The sequence below is a fragment of the Mycobacterium sp. WUMAC-067 genome, assembly GCF_020217485.1.
Taxonomy (GTDB): Bacteria; Actinomycetota; Actinomycetes; order Mycobacteriales; family Mycobacteriaceae; genus Mycobacterium.
The window spans coordinates 1-18,197 of record NZ_JAEKMI010000025.1 but is presented as its reverse complement, the minus strand read 5'-3'; the positions used below and the strand labels follow the sequence as shown (position 1 = coordinate 18,197).

The following is an 18,197-nucleotide window of genomic DNA, read 5'->3' as shown; positions in this document are numbered from 1 at the left end:
CGGCCTCACGAAACCAGTGACAGCCGCTGCGCGCACGCCGACAGGGCGTCTTTGGCCTGCTCGATGTCGGCGGTCGGCGGCATGGCCAACACCAGCCGGTCGGCGCCCTGATCGACGAGGCTCGCCGCGCGCTCGGCGTCGATCTTGGTGACACTGTGGCCGAGCGAAACCTCCAGGGTCGCGGGATGGCGGCCCGCCGCCGAGGCCTCGTCGCGCATGAGCGCGATCAGCGAGGCGAGCCGGTCTCCGGTGACGCCGAGCGGCTGGAAGCCCTCGCCGAAGCGCCCCGCCCGGCGCGCGGCCGCTCGGCTATGGCCGCCGATGTGCACCGGAAACCGTTCCGCGGTAACGGGTTTGGGATAGCTCGTCACATTGTCGAAGCTGAAGAAGTCGCCGTGGAATGATGCCCCCCGGGGTTGGTCGGCCCACAGCGCGCGCATCACCGCCAGCTGCTCGTCGGCACGCCTGCCCCGGTTGTCGAAGTCCGCGCCGCACGCCTGCAGCTCTTCTTTGAGCCAGCCGACGCCCACGCACAGCCGCAGCCTTCCGCCCGAGAGCACATCGACGGTGGCGACCCGCTTGGCGAGCACCACCGGGTGGTGATTGGGCAGTACCAGCACCCCGGTGGCCAGCCCGAGGCTGGTGGTGTGGCCCGCCAGAAACGCCAGCAGATCGAGCGGGTCGGGAATGGGACAGTCGGCCGCCAGCCCGACCCGTCCGGAACTGTCGTAGGGATAAACGCTGTCGTAGCGCGTGAGCAGGACCGTGTGCTCGACGGCGACGATCGATTCGAATCCGCACGCCTCGAGGTGGCGCGCGAAAGCCACCATCCAATCGGGGTCCGCGGTGACACCGTCGGCGACCGGGGCCACGACTGAGACCTTCATGGTTGCTGAAGCTAACAAGGCGGCCGGTCGCGCCGTCAGCGGGTCGCGCCTTCCCTGCTTTCTGAGGGTGCGACCGCGGCGCGCACGGCCTCGGCCAGCGTGGCGGCCCGGGGATCGGTGAAGACGTCTTCGAGCATCACGTCGCGCCCGTCCGGGCCGGTCAGCGGGACCCGCCAATTGGGGTATTCGTCCGTGGTGCCGGGCTGGTTCTGGGTGCGGCGGTCACCGACGGCATCGGTCAACGCCACCCCCAGCAGCCGCGACGACGTCCTGCCCAGATACCGGTACAGCGCCACGACGACCCGCTCCGGGTCGTCGTCGCCGTCCTCGAGCAGACCCACCCGCCGCAACTCGGCCAGCCACGCCGCCAACTCGGCACGGTCGGACTCGAGCTCCTCGGCGACGGGCCGGGTCAGCAATCCCAGCGAATCGCGCAGCCGCACATGGTCGCCCGCCAGGTAGCCGGCGGTCGGCGGCAGGTCGTGGGTGGTGACCGAGGACAGGCAGTACTCCCGCCAGCGCTCGGCCGGCAGTGGCCCGCCGTTCCCGTCGCGATCCAACTCGAACCAGAGGATCGAGGTGCCCAGCAAGCCGCGTAACAGGAGGTAATCCCGCACCCACGGCTCGACCGTCCCGAGATCCTCGCCCACCACCACCGCGCCCGCCCGATGCGCTTCCAGGGCGACGATGCCGATCATGGCTTCGTGGTCGTAGCGCACGTAGGTGCCCTCGGTGGGTGACGCGCCCCGCGGGATCCACCAGAGCCGGAACAACCCGATGATGTGGTCGATGCGCACCCCGCCGGCATGCCGCAGCACCGCGCGGATCAACGCGCGAAAGGGCCGGTATTCGTGCTCGTCCAACCGGTCCGGCCGCCACGGCGGCTGCGACCAGTCCTGGCCGAGCTGGTTGAACTCGTCCGGCGGCGCGCCGGCGGTCACGCCCAGCGCCATCACGTCCTGCAGCGCCCAGGCGTCGGCGCCGTTGGGGTGCACACCGACGGCCAGGTCATGCATGATGCCCAACGCCATTCCGGCCCGGACCGCCTGGGACTGCGCCGCGGCGAGCTGCTCGTCGAGCTGCCACTGCAACCAGCGGTGGAAATCCACTGTGTCGGAATGCTTTTCGACGAAGTCCGCGACCCCGGAGGCATCGGGATGCTGCAGCGCTTCGGGCCAGGAATGCCAGTCGTCGCCGTACGTTTCGGCCAACGCGCACCAGGTCGCGAAGTCATCGAGCGCGCGGCCCTCCCGGTCGCGAAAGGCGACATAGGACAGCTCCCGGCCGGCCGACCGCGGTTCCTCGTGCAGCAGCTTGAGGGCGACCCGTTTGGCCGCCCACGAGCTGTCGCGGTCGACGGCGTCGAGGCGGCCGGCGCGCTGCTGGACTTCCGAGCGCAGCCGGCGGACCCGGCTGCGCTTGCCCAGGTCGGCGAATTCGGGGATCGCCTCGACGCGAAGATAAATCGGGTTGACGAAGCGCCGCGACGTCGGCAGGTACGGCGAGGGCTCCATCCGGCTCTTCGGACCGGGAGGCGCCGCCGCATGCAGCGGATTGACCAAGAGGTAGTCGGCGCCGTGCCGCGACGCCGACCACACCGCGAGGTCGGTCAGATCGGTGAGATCCCCGACGCCCCAGGACTTCCGGGACCGCACGCTGTAGAGCTGCGTGGCCAGGCCCCACGCGCGGCGACTGCCCAGCTGCTCCGGCAGCCCGAGCCAATCGGGCGTCACGATCAGCGCGGTGCTGGTCTCGGAGTCCCCGGAACGCAGGTGCACCCGGTGATATCCCAGCGGCAGGTCGGTGGGCAGCAGGAAGCTGGCCTCGCCGACCCAGCGTCCGTCCAGGTCGAACGGCGGGGTGAAATTGTCGACCTGCACGACGCCGCCGCGCACCGTGCCGTCCTCGAGCGCCAACCACACCTCGGCGGGGTCACCGTGGGTGACGTGGGCCCAAAACCGGATCTGCTCGCCGGTACGTCCGACGATGGTCGCCGGCAGTCGCCGCGCCCAGTGTGACCGTAACTTGGCGGTCAGCGCGACGTTGCGTTCCTGTTCGTTGTCGGCCGCGACGCCGAGCGCGGCCAGCACGGCCTTCAGCGTCGTCTCGGAGACTCGCACCCGCGCGCCGCTCCAGTCCTCGTACTCCGTCGCGATGCCGTACCTCCGGGCGAGTTCGATCAGCGACGGCGCGAGTTCGGTCATAGGGCCATCTTGCTGCCAGGATTCGTGGACCGGCGACCCGGACCCGGCGCGAGTTGGCGTTTTCTTTGCTGGACGGTCGCCTGCCGTTCATTTATCTCGCCCGTCGGTAACCCGCTCGCGCGCTCAACAGGACGCCGACGCCATGGGCCACTACGATGCCCTGAGGGGACCGACAAGAATCCGGTGAACTGATCCGTGGGGGAACAGAAACTGCCAGCTCAGTGGTGTCATCCGCCGCCGTCGGCGCGGCGGGCTCCGGCGCGGTGAACGGCGCCGGATTCGGGTGCCTCGACAGATGTGGAAATGCATGCGCTTCGGCGCCGCATGGCGAGGTCCGTGCAGGTGCCTTACCGTTGTCATGTAATTCGCGCTGGATCGGTCCCGAGAGACGAAATCCAGGCGTTCGAGCAAACCGGATGGTGAATTAGTGGCGGAAGAGAGTCGCGGGCAGCGCGGGTCGGGGTACGGCCTCGGGCTGTCGACGCGGACCCAGGTCACCGGCTATCAGTTCCTTGCCCGCCGGACCGCGATAGCGCTGACCCGGTGGCGCGTGCGCATGGAGGTCGAGCCCGGTCGGCGCCAGAACCTTGCGGTAGTGGCCTCGATTTCGGCCGCGCTGGTGATCTGCCTGGGCGCGCTGCTCTACTCCTTCATCAGCCCGGCCGGCCAGATCAACGAATCGCCGATCATCGCCGACCGCGACTCGGGCGCCCTGTACGTCCGCGTGGGGGACCGGTTGTATCCCGCGCTGAACCTGGCGTCGGCGCGCCTGATCACCGGTCGCCCGGACAACCCCCACCTGGTCCGGTCGAGCCAAATCGCGACCCTGCCGCGCGGCCCGATGGTGGGCATCCCGGGTGCGCCCTCGAGCTTCCACCCCACCAGCCCGGCCGCGTCGTCGTGGCTGGTGTGCGACACCGTGGCGAATTCGAGCGGTGCCGGGGCGCCGTCCGGCGTGACGGTCACGGTCATCGACGGCAACCCCGATCTGAGCCACCACCGACGGGTGCTGACGGGGACGGACGCGGTGGTGCTGAATTACGGCGGCGACGCCTGGGTGATCCGCGACGGACGCCGCTCGCGCATCGACGCCGCGAACCGGTCGGTGCTGCTGCCGCTGGGCCTGACCCCCGAGCAGGTCAGCATGGCCAAGCCGATGAGCCGCGCCCTGTACGACGCGTTGCCGGTGGGCCCGGAACTGACAGTGCCCCAGATTCAGAACGCGGGCGCCGGCGCCTCGTTCCCGGGGGCGCCCGGACCCATCGGCACGGTGATCGTCACCCCGCAAATCAGTGGGCCGCAACAGTATTCGTTGGTATTGGCCGACGGTGTGCAGACGCTGCCGCCGTTGGTGGCCCAGATCCTGCAGAACGCCGGACCGGGCAACACCAAACCGGTGACCGTGGAACCGTCGGCGTTGGCGAAGATGCCGGTGGTCAACAAGCTGGATCTGTCGTCCTACCCGGATGCGCCCCTGAACGTGATGGACATCCGCGAGAATCCGGCGACCTGCTGGTGGTGGCAGAAGACCTCCGGTGAAAACCGGGCCCGTGTGCAGGTGATCTCGGGCGCGACCATCCCGGTCGAGTCCAAGGACGTCAACCGGGTGGTGTCGCTGGTCAAGGCCGACACCACCGGCCGCGAAGCCGACCAGGTGTTCTTCGGGCCCGACTACGCGAACTTCGTCGCCGTCACCGGAAACGATCCCGGCGCCAAGACCACCGAGTCGCTGTGGTGGCTCACGGATGCCGGCGCCCGATTCGGGGTCGACGACACCCGCGAAGTCCGAGAAGCGTTGGGCCTGAAGACGAAACCGGCCCTGGCGCCGTGGGTGGCGCTGCGGCTGCTGCCGCAAGGGCCGACGTTGTCGCGCTCCGATGCGCTGGTGCAGCACGACACGCTGCCGATGGATATGTCCCCAGGAGAGTTGGCGGTACCCAAGTGAAACGCGGATTTGCCCGGCCGACACCGGAGAAGCCCCCGGTCATCAAGCCGGAGAACATCGTCCTTCCGACCCCGCTGAGCATTCCGCCACCGGAAGGCAAGCCGTGGTGGCTGGTCGTGGTCGGTGTCCTGGTGGTCGGCCTGCTGATCGGCATGGTCGGCATGACCTTCGCCAGCGGCTCGCACGTGTTCGGCGGCGCGGGCGCCATCTTCCCGATCTTCATGATCGGCGGCGTCGCGATGATGATGTTCGGCGGCCGATTCGGCGGCCAGCAGCAGATGAGCCGGCCCAAGCTGGACTCGATGCGGGCCCAGTTCATGTTGATGCTGGACATGCTGCGCGAGACCGCCCACGAGTCGGCCGACAGCATGGACGCCAACTACCGGTGGTTCCACCCCGCGCCCACCACGCTGGCCGCCGCGGTCGGCTCGTCGCGCATGTGGGAACGCAAACCCGACGGTAAGGACCTCAACTTCGGTGTCGTCCGCGTCGGCGTCGGTATGACACGCCCCGAGGTGACCTGGGGTGAGCCCCAGAACATGCCGACCGACATCGAGCTCGAGCCGGTGACCGGTAAGGCGCTGCAGGAGTTCGGGCGCTACCAAAGCGTCGTTTACAACCTGCCCAAGATGATCTCGGTGCTGGTCGAACCCTGGTACTCGCTGGACGGGGACCGCGAGCAGGTCCTGGGATTGATGCGGGCGATCATCTGCCAGCTGGCGTTCTCCCACGGACCCGACCACGTGCGGATGATCGTCGTCAGTTCGGATCTGGACGAATGGGACTGGGTGAAATGGCTGCCCCACTTCGGTGATCCGCGCCGCCAGGACGCCGCGGGCAATGCCCGGATGGTCTACAGCTCGGTGCGCGAGTTTGCCGCCGAGCAGGCCGAATTGTTCGCCGGCCGTGGGTCTTTCACTCCCCGGCACGCCAGCTCGTCCGCGCAGACCCCGACACCGCACACGGTGATCATCGCCGACGCCGTTGACCCCCAATGGGAATACGTGATCAGCGGTGAAGGCGTCGACGGGGTGACGTTCTTCGATCTCACCGGCTCGCCGATGTGGAGCGCCGTCCCGGAGCGGACCCTGCGGTTCGACAAGAAGGGTGTGATCGAGGCGCTGCCCCGCGACCGCGACACCTGGATGGTGATCGACGAGAAGCCCTGGTTCTTCGCCCTCACCGATCACATCAGCGTCGCCGAGGCGGAGGAGTTCTCGCAAAAGCTGGCGCGCTGGCGGCTCGCCGAGGCATACGAAGAGATCGGCCAACGGGTGGCGCACATCGGCGCCCGAGACATCATGGCCTACTACGGAATTGACGATCCTGGCCACATCGACTTCGAGGCGCTGTGGGGCAGCCGCAACGACTCGATGGGCCGGTCGCGGTTGCGGGCCCCGTTCGGTGTTCGTTCCGACAACGGCGAGTTGTTGTTCTTGGACATGAAGTCGCTGGACGAAGGCGGCGACGGCCCACACGGGGTCATGTCCGGAACGACGGGTTCGGGGAAATCGACCCTGGTGCGGACCGTGATCGAATCCCTGATGCTCAGCCACCCGCCGGAGGAGCTGCAGTTCGTGCTCGCCGACCTCAAGGGTGGTTCGGCGGTCAAGCCGTTCGCCGGGGTCCCGCACGTGTCCCGGATCATCACCGACCTGGAAGAAGACCAGGCGCTGATGGAGCGCTTCCTCGACGCGCTCTGGGGTGAGATCGCGCGCCGTAAGGCGATCTGCGACAGCGCCGGCGTCGACGACGCCAAGGAATACAACTCGGTGCGCAGCCGGATGCGGGCGCGAGGGCAGGACATGGCGCCGCTGCCGATGCTCGTGGTGGTCATCGACGAGTTTTACGAATGGTTCCGCATCATGCCGACGGCGGTCGACGTCCTCGACTCGATCGGCCGTCAGGGCCGCGCCTACTGGATTCACCTGATGATGGCGTCGCAGACCATCGAAAGCCGCGCCGAAAAGCTCATGGAGAACATGGGTTACCGGCTGGTGCTGAAGGCGCGTACCGCCGGTGCGGCGCAGGCGGCCGGCGTGCCGAACGCGGTCAACCTGCCCGCCCAGGCGGGCCTGGGCTATTTCCGCCGCAGCCTGGAGGACATCGTCCGGTTCCAGGCCGAATTCCTGTGGCGGGACTACTTTCCGCGCGGCCTCACTGACGACGGGGACGAGGCGCCGGCGTTGGTGCACAGCATCGATTACGTGCGCCCGCAGCTGTTCACCAACTCGTTCACCCCGCTGGAGGTCAGCGTCGGGGGACCTGAGGTCAACGTCCCGGCCATCCCCACCGACGGCGACGTACTTCCGATCGAGGCGGCCGAGGAGGACGTCGAGGGGATCAGGACGCCGAAGGTCGGCACCGTCATCATCGATCAGCTGCGCAAGATCGACTTCCAGCCGTACCGGCTGTGGCAGCCGCCGCTGAACCAGCCGGTCGCCATCGACGATTTGGTGAACCGGTTCCTCGGTCACCCGTGGCAGCAGGAGTACGGCACCGCGCAGGATCTGGTCTTCCCGATCGGGATCATCGACCGCCCGTTCAAGCACGACCAGCCACCGTGGACGGTCGACACGTCCGGCCCCGGCGCCAACGTCCTGATCCTGGGGGCCGGCGGTTCGGGCAAGACCACCGCGCTGCAGACCCTGATCTGCGCGGCGGCGCTGACCCACACGCCCGAGCAGATCCAGTTTTACTGCTTGGCCTACAGCAGCACCGCGCTGACCACGGTCGCCCGGCTGCCCCACGTCGGTGAGGTGGCCGGTCCGACCGACCCGTACGGCGTGCGCCGCACGGTGGCCGAGCTGCTGGCGCTGGTGCGGGAGCGCAAACGCACCTTCCTCGAGTACGGGATCGCCTCGATGGAGGTGTTCCGGCGGCGCAAGTTCGGCGGTGAGCCCGGCCCGGTCCCCAACGACGGGTTCGGCGACGTCTACCTGGTGGTGGACAACTACCGGGCGCTGGCCGAAGAGAACGAGGTGCTGATCGAGCAGGTGAACGTGATCATCAACCAGGGCCCCTCGTTCGGGGTGCACGTGGTGGTCACCGCCGACCGCGAATCCGAGTTGCGGCCACCGGTGCGCAGCGGCTTCGGCTCCCGGGTCGAGTTGCGGCTGGCCGCCGTCGAAGACGCCAAGCTGGTGCGCTCCCGGTTCGCCAAGGACGTTCCGGTCAAGCCGGGTCGCGGCATGGTCGCGGTCAACTACGTCCGCCTCGACGCCGACCCCCAGTCCGGTCTGCACACGCTGGTGGCCCGGCCCGCGCTGGCCAGCACGCCGGACAACCGTTTCGAGTCCGACAGCGTCGTCGAAGCCGTCAGCCGGATCGCGAGCGGCCAGGCCCCGCCGGTGCGCCGGCTGCCGGCGACCTTCGGCGTGGAGCAGCTGCGGGAGATCGCCGCCCGAGACACCCGCCAGGGCGTCGGCGCGGGCGGAATCGCCTGGGCCATCTCGGAATTGGACCTGTCGCCGGTCTATCTCAATTTCGCCGAGAACGCGCACCTGATGGTCACCGGCCGCCGCGAATGTGGGCGGACCACGACGCTGGCCACCATCATGTCCGAGATCGGGCGGCTCTACGCGCCGGGAGCGACCAGCGCGCCGCCGCCGCCGGCCGGACAGCCCTCGGCCCAGGTGTGGCTGGTGGACCCGCGCCGTCAGCTGCTGACCACGCTGGGCTCCGACTACGTGGAGAAATTCGCCTACAACCTCGACGGCGTGCAGGCGATGATGGGCGAACTGGCCGCGGTCCTGGCCGGCCGCGAACCACCGCCCGGCTTGTCCGCCGAAGAGTTGTTGTCGCGGTCGTGGTGGAGCGGACCGGAGATCTTCCTGATCGTCGACGACATCCAGCAGCTGCCGGCAGGTTTCGATTCGCCGCTGCACAAGGCCGCACCGTGGGTGACCCGGGCCGCCGACGTCGGCCTGCACGTGATCGTCACCCGGACGTTCGGTGGTTGGTCGTCGGCGGGCAGCGACCCGATGTTGCGGGCGCTGGCCCAGGCGAACGCGCCCCTGCTGGTGATGGACGCCGACCCCGACGAGGGATTCATCCGCGGCAAGATGAAGGGTGGCCCGCTGCCCCGCGGCCGTGGCCTGCTGATGGCCGAGGACACCGGTGTGTTCGTCCAGGTCGCGGCGACCCAGTTGCGCAAGTAGGGCCCATGGGGACTGCAGCCGCTGCGCCGGGGCCGGGCGGGAGATCCCGCTCAGCCCCAGCACAGCGGCAGTTCCTTGAGCGCGAAACTCTTTGAGGGGTAATTGATCACGGGGGAGTAGTCCGCGGGCAGCTCGAAATCCGGAATCTGGGTGAGCCACTCCGCGACGATCACCGTCAGCTCGATGCGCGCCAGGTGCGAACCCAGGCAGCGGTGCGGGCCGCCGCCAAACCCCCAGTGCCGGTGCACTTTTCCGTCCATGTTGAGCTCATTGGTGGACATCGAGTCGCTGTCGTCGCGGTTGACGGCCGCCATGCAGAGCCGCACCGAGGTGCCCGGCGGCAACGTCATGCCGCCGACTTCGACGAACTCGGTGGTGATCCGCGGCGCCACCGGCGCCGAGGGTTCCAGCCGGACGATCTCTTCGATGAAAACCCTGATCTGCTTGGGGTTGTCGCGAAGTTCCGTGCGCAGCTGCGGCCGGCGCGCCAATTCGAAGAGCGAGAATCCGATCGCCGCGGTCACCGTGTCCAGACCGGCGAGGATCAACAGGTGACTCATGCCGAGCAGCTCGATGTCACTGAAGCCGCCGTCGCCGGTCATCACCTGCGACAACATGTCCGAACCCGGATTCTGCCGGCGTTGCGCGATGGCGTCGACGAGGTACTGCAGCAGCTGCTGGCCCTTCGCCATATCGGCCTGGGTGAGGAACGGCTTGTCGGAGATGACGGAGTCTTTCCAGTCGATCAGCCGATCACGATCCTCGAGGGGCAGACCGTAGAGGTCCAGGAACACCTGAAACGGGTACAGGCTCGCCAGATCCGCCATCACTTCGCACGCACCCCGGCCGGCCAGCGCCCCGATCATGTCGCGGGCGTGCCGCTCCAGCGCGGGGCGGGACTTGCTCAGCGCGTGCGGGCTGAAATACGGCTGCAGGATCTTGCGGTAGCGGGTGTGTTGCGGCGGGTCAAAAGCCAGGGGCAGCACCGGCAGCGGGTGGCCGGGGGGCTGCAGCACCGTCGACGAGAAGACCTTGGGATTACGAAGCGCGGACAGCACGTCTTCGCGGCGCGTGATGTAGTAGTGGCCGTTCATGAAGACGACCGGCCCCGCGTCGCGCAGCGTCTTCCACCCCAGGCCGCGATCGGCGCTCATCGGCAGCTTGTCGAATTCCAGCCGGGGTAGGTGGAACGAGCCGTATTGACCGTCGCTCATGCCGGCAGCAACATCTGGGGGCGCATCAATATTGCATGGGGGGCAAAGGAACACGGATCCGAGCACCCGAACCGATGCGAGCCATTCGGCGCCCGGTTCTCGATGGCGAACATCTTCGATACATTACCGACCGGCTAATCTGGGTATCGGACCGTGAAGCGCAATGTCGGGCCGCGTAGGGAGGAATTCGTGAGGGTTCGTCTGGACCAGTCGAAATGCGTGGGCCACGCCCAGTGTTACGCCGTCGACCCCGACCTTTTTCCCATTGACGAGTCCGGCTATTCAATTCTTCAGGAGCACGACGTCCGGCCCGAAGACGAGCAATTGACTCGCGATGGCGTCGCCTCCTGCCCCGAGATGGCGCTGATCCTCGACGAGGACTGACGGCGCGAAACCGCGGCACGGCGCGGTGGAAAGCAAACGGTTAATGAACAAACCGTTGCCCTGTATGAACTGCTGCCGACCGGGAATGAACAGTGGTTGGCCATTAATGAACAGGGCCCTTTGCGTGTCGGCGATTGCCCCGTAACGAACTAATCTCAGTGCCGGGCGGCAGTTCGAAGACACGGGGCTGTCGCTCGGTTGCTGAAAACGGGATTGGCCGAGGCAGAAGGTGCATGTCGTTTTTGACCAGACGTCCGAGAAGCGTGGTGGCAGATCACCTTTCCGGGCGCAGCCCCTTGGTCAGCATGCGCCGGCCCGCCCGGCCGGCCGAGTCGCGGTCCGAAGGGCCGCTGACGGGCTCCCGCGGACGCAGCGATCGACCGGTGGGGTCGTTTACAGAGCCGTGATTACCGCCACCACTGATTCCCATGTGCCAGCCGAAATCGCCTGCGGGCTCGGCCGACTGAGGAGGATAGGTGCTTGAGTTCGGTGCGTTACCGCCCGAAATCAATTCAGGTCGCATGTATGCGGGTCCGGGCTCGGGGCCGATGATGGCCGCGGCCGCCGCCTGGGACGAGATCGCGGCCGAGGTGGGCGTGGCGGCCACCGGCTACAACTCGGTGGTCACGGAGCTCATCAGTGGGCCATGGGTGGGGCCGGCGTCGATCTCGATGATCTCGGCGATCACCCCGTTCATCAGCTGGCTCAGTGCCGTGGCCGCGCAGGCCGAAGAGGCCGCCAGCCAGGGCCGGGTGGCCGCGGCGGCGTTCGAGGCGGCGTTTGCGATGACGGTGCCGCCGCCGGTGATCGCGGCCAATCGGGTGTTGCTGGCGAATCTGATCGCGACGAACTTCTTCGGGCAGAACACCCCGGCGATCGCGGCCACCGAGGCGCAGTACATGGAGATGTGGGCTCAGGACGCCGTGGCGATGTACGGGTACGCCGCATCGTCGGCGACTGCCTCGGAGTTGGCCCCGTTCGCGCCGCCGCCCAACACCACTGCCCCGGACGCAACCGGCAATCAGGGCGCCGCGGTGGCGAAGGCCGTCGCCGAGCCGGCGGGCAACACCGCACAAACCACGTCGCAGCTGGCCTCGCCACAAGCGTTGACGCTGAACACAGCTCAAGCCATGCAGGTCCAGGCCACGGCGACGAACGCATCGGCTCAGGGGTCGACGACGACCGGGGTCTCGAGCTCGCTGCAGGACCTTCTGGGGCTCAATCCCACTGTCTACGACACGATCCTGAAGCGGACGACGGGTCTGGCGTACTTCTCGAACGGCATGGGGCAGTTCGCGTCGTCGATCGCCCAGCAGTTGACCTTTGGTCCCGGTGGTAGCACGGCGGGTGCCGGCGGTGCGTGGTTCCCCACGCCGCAGTTCGCGAACCTGGGATTGGGCAACCTCGGTGGTGGAGCGGGCCACCTGAGCGCGGTTACCGCGAGTGCCGGGCAGGCCGCGCGGGTGGGGACGTTGTCGGTGCCCCAGCATTGGGCGACGCTGACCTCGGCGGTCAGCCCTTCGACGGTCTCGGAGCTGGAGGCCGCCCCCGTGCAGGCCGCCGCGACCGGGACCACCGGACCGGCCAACGGACTACTGCGCGGCATGCCCGCCGGGGCACTGGGACGGCGGGGCGCCTCCGCCGGCTATGTCAACAAATACGGATTCCGCTACAGCGTGCTGACACGCCCGCCCTCGGCCGGATGACCCCCCATGGACAGCTCGACATACGGAGGCGATGCCCCATGATCCACCTCATCCCGGAGGTGACTGCGGCGCCGTTCGCTGCGCACGCACAGATGTATCAGGTCGTCGGCGCGCAGGCGGCGGCAATCCACGAAACGTTCGTCAACACCCTGAGCACCGGCTCCGGGTCGTACGCGGTGACTGAGGCGGCCAACGCGGCCGCGACGGGTTAAGGAGTCAATGATGTTGGATTACGGGGCTTTTCCGCCGGAGTTCAATTCGGCGCGGATTTATTCGGGTCCGGGGTCGGGTTCGTTGGTGTCTGCGGCGTCGGCGTGGAGTGCGTTGGCTGCGGAGTTGAATTCGGCGGCGCTTTCTTACGAGAAGGTGGTGACCGCTTTGAGTAGTGAGGAGTGGTTGGGTTCGGCGTCGGCGACGATGGCTCAGGCGGTGGAGCCGTACGTTGCGTGGATGACCTCGGCGGCGGCGCAGGCTGAGGAGGCGGCGACGCAGGCGCGGGCGGCGGCGGCGGCGTATGAGGCGGCGTTGTCGGCGTCGGTGCCGCCGCCGTTGGTGGCGTCGAATCGGATGCAGGTCTCTCAGTTGCAGGCGACGAATGTGTTGGGGCAGAACACGCCGTTGATTGCGCAGTTGGAGGCCCAGTATGGCGAGTATTGGGCTCAGGATGCGGGTGCGATGTATGGGTATGCGGGTCAGTCGTCGTCGGCGACCAAGCAGACGCCGTTTCAGAAGGCTCCCGAGATCACTAATGCGTCGGGGCAGGCCACTCAGAATGCGGCGGTCACCAAGGCGACCACGGATTCCTCGGCGGTCAACACGTCCAAGGTGTTGCAGTCGCTGGCCCAGCCCACCACCAACGCCACGACGCAGGCGACGTCGCAGGGCTCGGATCCACTCTCTGCCATCTGGTACCTGTTGACCGGCCAGACCACCTTCCCCACCAGCCTGGGAACGGCCGTCAATGGCTATAGTCCGTTCGCCAGCCTCTTCTATAACACCGAGGGTCTGCCGTACTTCAGCATTGGTATGGGGAACAACTTTGTGCAGATCTCGAAGTCGTTGGGGTTGATCGGTAGTGCGGCCCCGGCGGCGGCCAAGGCCTTGCCCGCGCTGGGTGGTTTGGGCGGCATGCTCGGTGGGGGGGCTGCGGCGGCGCATCCGGTGGCGGCGTTGGGCAGTGCGGCCTCGATCGGGGGCAAGTTGTCGGTGCCGGTCGCGTGGTCGGGGGCCCCGGCGGCGGCGCCGGCGCTCGGGCATGCGATTCCGGTCAGCACCATCAGCGCGGCCCCCGAGGCCGCCGGTGGACCCGGAAACCTGCTCGGCGGGATGCCGTTGGCCGGTGCCGGTGCCGGCGGACACGGCGTGGCCGGACCCAAATACGGCTTCCGGCCCACTGTCATGGCCCGACCACCCTTCGCCGGATAGCTTCCCCGGGCCCCGCGAGCCCGGGAGCGATCGAGAACACGCCCTGCCCCGAAAGCAAAAGCGGCAGGGCGTGTTTCGTCGTGACAGCTGCCGCCCTGTTCGCGGCCGTCGTGCTGGCCGCGGTGGTCGCCGCAGCGGCGAACCTCGCAACGGCTTTATCTGCGGCCGGATTTTTATCCCGCGGTGGGGCTTTTGACCTGCGCGCAGACACCCGGAATCGGCCCGCCGACCCGGGACGACGGCGCGCCCTGGTGGGCACGGACGCGGTGTTCCCGCAGGTAATCGGTCGCCGCGGCGCGACACGGCCCAGCGCGGCGACGCGCCGGCGCTGAGTCGTAACTCCGCTCTGGGCGCGGCCGTCGCCGCACCAGCGGCCGTGCGACCAGGCGGCGATAAGCCGGGCGGCCACTTAGCCTTCCCAAGCAAGCCAATGCTGAATTTCACCGACTCAATGCCACGTACGAGGGGATACATGTCGTTCGAGCCCGGCGCTTCATAGCCATGGACTTCGGGGCATTACCGCCGGAGGTCAATTCCGGTCGCATGTATGCGGGTCCGGGCTCGGGGCCGATGATGGCCGCGGCGGCGGCCTGGGATGGACTCGGCGCCGAGTTAGACACGGCCGCAAGCGGTTACGCGGTGGTGATCTCGGAACTGACCCACGCTCCCTGGGTGGGCCCGGCATCCGCGTCGATGTTGTCTGCGGTCACGCCGTATGTGAGCTGGCTGAGCATCCTGGCCGCGCAGGCCGAGGAGACGGCCGGCCAGGCACGCGCCGCCGCGGCGGCGTTCGAGGCGGCGTTTGCGATGACGGTGCCGCCGCCGGTGATCGCGACCAATCGGGTGCTGCTGGCGAATCTGGTCGCAACGAATTTCCTCGGCCAGAACACGCCGGCGATCGCGGCCACCGAGGCGCAGTACATGGAGATGTGGGCCCAGGACGCCGCGGCGATGTACGGGTACTCCGGCTCGTCGCTGACCGCGTCGGAGTTGGCCCCGTTCACGGCGCCGCCGCACACCACGACCCCCGACGGGGACTCCGGGCAGGCCGCTGCGGTGGCCCAGGCGGTTGCCGAGCCGGCGGGCAACACCGCACAAACGACCTCACAGCTGGCGTCGCCACAAGCCTTGTCGCTCAGCGCAACTCAAGCCGCGCAGGCGCCGGCGACCGTGACCAACGCCTCGGAATCAGGGTTGCTCACGAGCACGCTTCAGAACTTGCTGCAGAACGGGCTGCCGACCCCCACCAACAACTGGCTGGGGCTGACCCCCACGATCTACGACACGATCCTGAAGCGGACGACGGGTCTGGCGTATTTCTCCAACGGTATGGCCAGCTTTTGCACATCGATCGCGCAACAGCTGACCTCTGGTCCCGGTGGTAGCACGGCGGGTGCCGGTGGTGCGTGGTTCCCCACGCCGCAGTTCGCAAGTTTGGGTCTGGGCAACCTGGGCGGGGGGCTGGGCCATGCGAGCGGGGGGGTTGCCGCCGGTGCCGGGCAGGCCGCGCGGGTGGGGATGTTGTCGGTGCCCCAGCATTGGGCGACGCTGACCTCGGCGGTCAGTCCTTCGACGGTCTCGGAGCTGGAGGCCGCCCCCGTCCAGGCCGCCGCGACGGGCACCACCGGTGGACCGGCCAACGGGTTGCTGCGTGGCATGCCGGCCGGGTCGCTGGGTCGTCGTGGCGCGGCCGCCGGTTATGTCAACAAATACGGATTCCGCTACAGCGTGCTGACACGCCCGCCCTCGGCCGGATAAGCGGCGGAATTCGGCATGCGCACCCTCACCTTTATCCGCGACCGGATTTTATCCCCGGCCCCGATACCCGTGCCCCGAGCGACCACGACATCGCACCGCGGTAGCCCGACCGGGCGCACCCTCGGTTCCGGCCGTTTCCGCAGTTCCAGACCGCTATCCGGGCCGACCACCGCGCGGTCCGCCGGCGGCGAGCGGCGCATGGCGCCGGCCACCCGAGAGGCGGGCCGGAAGGCCGCCCGCCATTCGAGCGGGGCGGGGCCGGCCACCAGCGCATTAACGTCTTTCGCAACTCGACGCGTCGATTCGCAGATCACAGGTTAAGGGGCTATTCGTGCTGGATTATGGGGCTTTTCCGCCGGAGTTCAATTCGGCGCGGATTTATTCGGGTCCGGGGTCGGGTTCGTTGGTGTCTGCGGCGTCGGCGTGGAGTGCGTTGGCTGCGGAGTTGAATTCGGCGGCGCTTTCTTACGAGAAGGTGGTGACCGCTTTGAGTAGTGAGGAGTGGTTGGGTTCGGCGTCGGCGACGATGGCTCAGGCGGTGGAGCCGTACGTTGCGTGGATGACCTCGGCGGCGGCGCAGGCTGAGGAGGCGGCGACGCAGGCGCGGGCGGCGGCGGCGGCGTATGAGGCGGCGTTGTCGGCGTCGGTGCCGCCGCCGTTGGTGGCGTCGAATCGGATGCAGGTCTCTCAGTTGCAGGCGACGAATGTGTTGGGGCAGAACACGCCGTTGATTGCGCAGTTGGAGGCCCAGTATGGCGAGTATTGGGCTCAGGATGCGGGTGCGATGTATGGGTATGCGGGTCAGTCGTCGTCGGCGACCAAGCAGACGCCGTTTCAGAAGGCTCCCGAGATCACTAATGCGTCGGGGCAGGCCACTCAGAATGCGGCGGTCACCAAGGCGACCACGGATTCCTCGGCGGTCAACACGTCCAAGGTGTTGCAGTCGCTGGCCCAGCCCACCACCAACGCCACGACGCAGGCGACGTCGCAGGGCTCGGATCCACTCTCTGCCATCTGGTACCTGTTGACCGGCCAGACCACCTTCCCCACCAGCCTGGGAACGGCCGTCAATGGCTATAGTCCGTTCGCCAGCCTCTTCTATAACACCGAGGGTCTGCCGTACTTCAGCATTGGTATGGGGAACAACTTTGTGCAGATCTCGAAGTCGTTGGGGTTGATCGGTAGTGCGGCCCCGGCGGCGGCCAAGGCCTTGCCCGCGCTGGGTGGTTTGGGCGGCATGCTCGGTGGGGGGGCTGCGGCGGCGCATCCGGTGGCGGCGTTGGGCAGTGCGGCCTCGATCGGGGGCAAGTTGTCGGTGCCGGTCGCGTGGTCGGGGGCCCCGGCGGCGGCGCCGGCGCTCGGGCATGCGATTCCGGTCAGCACCATCAGCGCGGCCCCCGAGGCCGCCGGTGGACCCGGAAACCTGCTCGGCGGGATGCCGTTGGCCGGTGCCGGTGCCGGCGGACACGGCGTGGCCGGACCCAAATACGGCTTCCGGCCCACTGTCATGGCCCGACCACCCTTCGCCGGCTGAGCCGCGGCCATCGGTGCGATCAACCAGCTGAAATGGACGAAAGGAGGTGCGAGCGACGCGCTAGTGGCAAAGGTCATCGCGATGACTCGGTGCGGCGAGTTCGTCGGCAGTCGGATCGTTGTGGCGCTCGACGTGGCCGCAGCAACCTGTCCGATGGCTACCAGCAACTTTTTCGACCGGGGCCAGATGCCGTTTGTTCTGACTGTCGCGCGAAGGGCTGCGGTCGAGGTCAGACGCTGTTACTGTGTCGTTAACGAAAGTGAATTCGCCGTACCACTACGTGAACAATTGCAAACACGCTGCGTCCACCCCGGCCTCGGGGGTCGCAGTCATCTACTCTCGCAGAGTCGGGGATTTGAACTAGGAGGGAAACAAATATGTCGTTCGTGACCACACAGCCGGAGGCTTTGGCCGCGGCGGCCGGGAATCTGCAGGCTATCGGGTCGACCTTGAGCGCCCAGAACGCAGCCGCTGCAGCCCCAACGACGGGGGTGGTACCCGCTGCTGCCGACGAGGTGTCGGCGTTGACCGCGGCTCAGTTCGCGGCGCACGCGCAGATGTACCAGGCGGTGAGCGCCCAGGCTGCCGCCATCCACGAGCAATTCGTGAACACCCTGTCCATGAGCTCCGGTTCGTACGCTGCCACCGAGGCAGCCAACGCGGCCGCCGCCGGCTGAGTCGCATCGGCGGTTCCGGGCTTGGGACAGATCCTCATCGACGTGGGTTCCCACGTAACCGCCCACCAGGGGCTGAGCGCGGGGCCGCAGGGTTCGCCCCACGCAGCAACCCCAACACCAACACGCATTCCGTCAACTCAAACGTCGCGGTTCGGGTCTGACGTCCGTCTTACCGTGACAACGCCCGGTGGCCGCCGGCTGACGGGAAGGGGGGGCCATTTCTATCCATTCGGCACGGCGGTTGCGTAATCCGTAAACGATCCGGCCACCGTCTTAAACCACACACCCACTAACTACGTAATA

12 protein-coding genes and 1 pseudogene are annotated in these 18,197 nt (G+C 67.9%); 10 read left to right on the top strand and 3 right to left on the bottom strand.

Annotated features, from left to right (window positions below; genetic code table 11):
* Positions 1 to 5: 5 nt before the first annotated feature.
* Both JF781_RS17785 and malQ read right to left on the bottom strand, forming a co-directional pair.
* Complete coding sequence (locus tag JF781_RS17785; RefSeq protein WP_225328203.1) at positions 6 to 887, bottom strand: LLM class F420-dependent oxidoreductase; 882 nt, start codon at positions 885 to 887, stop codon at positions 6 to 8.
* 35 nt (positions 888 to 922) lie between these two features.
* On the bottom strand, positions 923 to 3,091 hold the full coding sequence (malQ, locus tag JF781_RS17780) for a 4-alpha-glucanotransferase (RefSeq protein WP_225328204.1): 2,169 nt from the start codon (positions 3,089 to 3,091) through the stop codon (positions 923 to 925).
* A gap of 427 nt (positions 3,092 to 3,518) precedes the next feature.
* Here malQ and eccB point away from each other — a divergent pair, with 427 nt between their 5' ends.
* Together eccB and eccCa are read left to right on the top strand one after the other, a co-directional pair.
* Positions 3,519 to 5,036: a type VII secretion protein EccB gene (gene eccB / locus JF781_RS17775; protein WP_225328205.1), complete on the top strand. Its 1,518-nt coding sequence runs from the start codon at positions 3,519 to 3,521 to the stop codon at positions 5,034 to 5,036.
* Complete coding sequence (gene eccCa, locus JF781_RS17770) at positions 5,033 to 9,196, top strand: type VII secretion protein EccCa (RefSeq protein WP_225328206.1); 4,164 nt, start codon at positions 5,033 to 5,035, stop codon at positions 9,194 to 9,196. The genes eccB and eccCa overlap by 4 nt, the downstream gene beginning before the upstream one ends.
* A gap of 50 nt (positions 9,197 to 9,246) precedes the next feature.
* On the opposite strand, the gene JF781_RS17765 is transcribed toward eccCa, so the two are convergent.
* Positions 9,247 to 10,410 (bottom strand): cytochrome P450, encoded by a 1,164-nt coding sequence (locus tag JF781_RS17765; protein WP_225328207.1) that lies wholly within the window; start codon positions 10,408 to 10,410, stop codon positions 9,247 to 9,249.
* A gap of 189 nt (positions 10,411 to 10,599) precedes the next feature.
* Here JF781_RS17765 and JF781_RS17760 point away from each other — a divergent pair, with 189 nt between their 5' ends.
* From JF781_RS17760 to JF781_RS17725, 8 genes and pseudogenes are all read left to right on the top strand, one after another.
* The gene (locus JF781_RS17760; protein ID WP_225328208.1) at positions 10,600 to 10,794 is read left to right on the top strand and encodes a ferredoxin; all 195 of its coding nucleotides are present in this window, start codon (positions 10,600 to 10,602) and stop codon (positions 10,792 to 10,794) included.
* Positions 10,795 to 11,270: 476 nt separating this feature from the next.
* Positions 11,271 to 12,500, top strand: coding sequence for a PPE family protein (locus tag JF781_RS17755; RefSeq protein ID WP_225328209.1), 1,230 nt, complete (start codon positions 11,271 to 11,273; stop codon positions 12,498 to 12,500).
* A gap of 50 nt (positions 12,501 to 12,550) precedes the next feature.
* Positions 12,551 to 12,712, top strand: a pseudogene (locus JF781_RS17750) (PE family protein); the annotation flags it as partial.
* Positions 12,713 to 12,719: 7 nt separating this feature from the next.
* The gene (locus tag JF781_RS17745) at positions 12,720 to 13,925 is read left to right on the top strand and encodes a PPE family protein (protein WP_225341286.1); all 1,206 of its coding nucleotides are present in this window, start codon (positions 12,720 to 12,722) and stop codon (positions 13,923 to 13,925) included.
* Between the two features lie 80 nt (positions 13,926 to 14,005).
* Positions 14,006 to 14,257 (top strand): hypothetical protein, encoded by a 252-nt coding sequence (locus tag JF781_RS17740; RefSeq protein ID WP_225328210.1) that lies wholly within the window; start codon positions 14,006 to 14,008, stop codon positions 14,255 to 14,257.
* Positions 14,258 to 14,426: 169 nt separating this feature from the next.
* The gene (locus JF781_RS17735; protein ID WP_225328211.1) at positions 14,427 to 15,683 is read left to right on the top strand and encodes a PPE family protein; all 1,257 of its coding nucleotides are present in this window, start codon (positions 14,427 to 14,429) and stop codon (positions 15,681 to 15,683) included.
* 331 nt (positions 15,684 to 16,014) lie between these two features.
* Positions 16,015 to 17,217, top strand: coding sequence for a PPE family protein (locus JF781_RS17730; RefSeq protein ID WP_308014234.1), 1,203 nt, complete (start codon positions 16,015 to 16,017; stop codon positions 17,215 to 17,217).
* A gap of 377 nt (positions 17,218 to 17,594) precedes the next feature.
* Positions 17,595 to 17,894 (top strand): PE family protein, encoded by a 300-nt coding sequence (locus JF781_RS17725; protein ID WP_014942104.1) that lies wholly within the window; start codon positions 17,595 to 17,597, stop codon positions 17,892 to 17,894.
* Positions 17,895 to 18,197 lie beyond the last annotated feature (303 nt).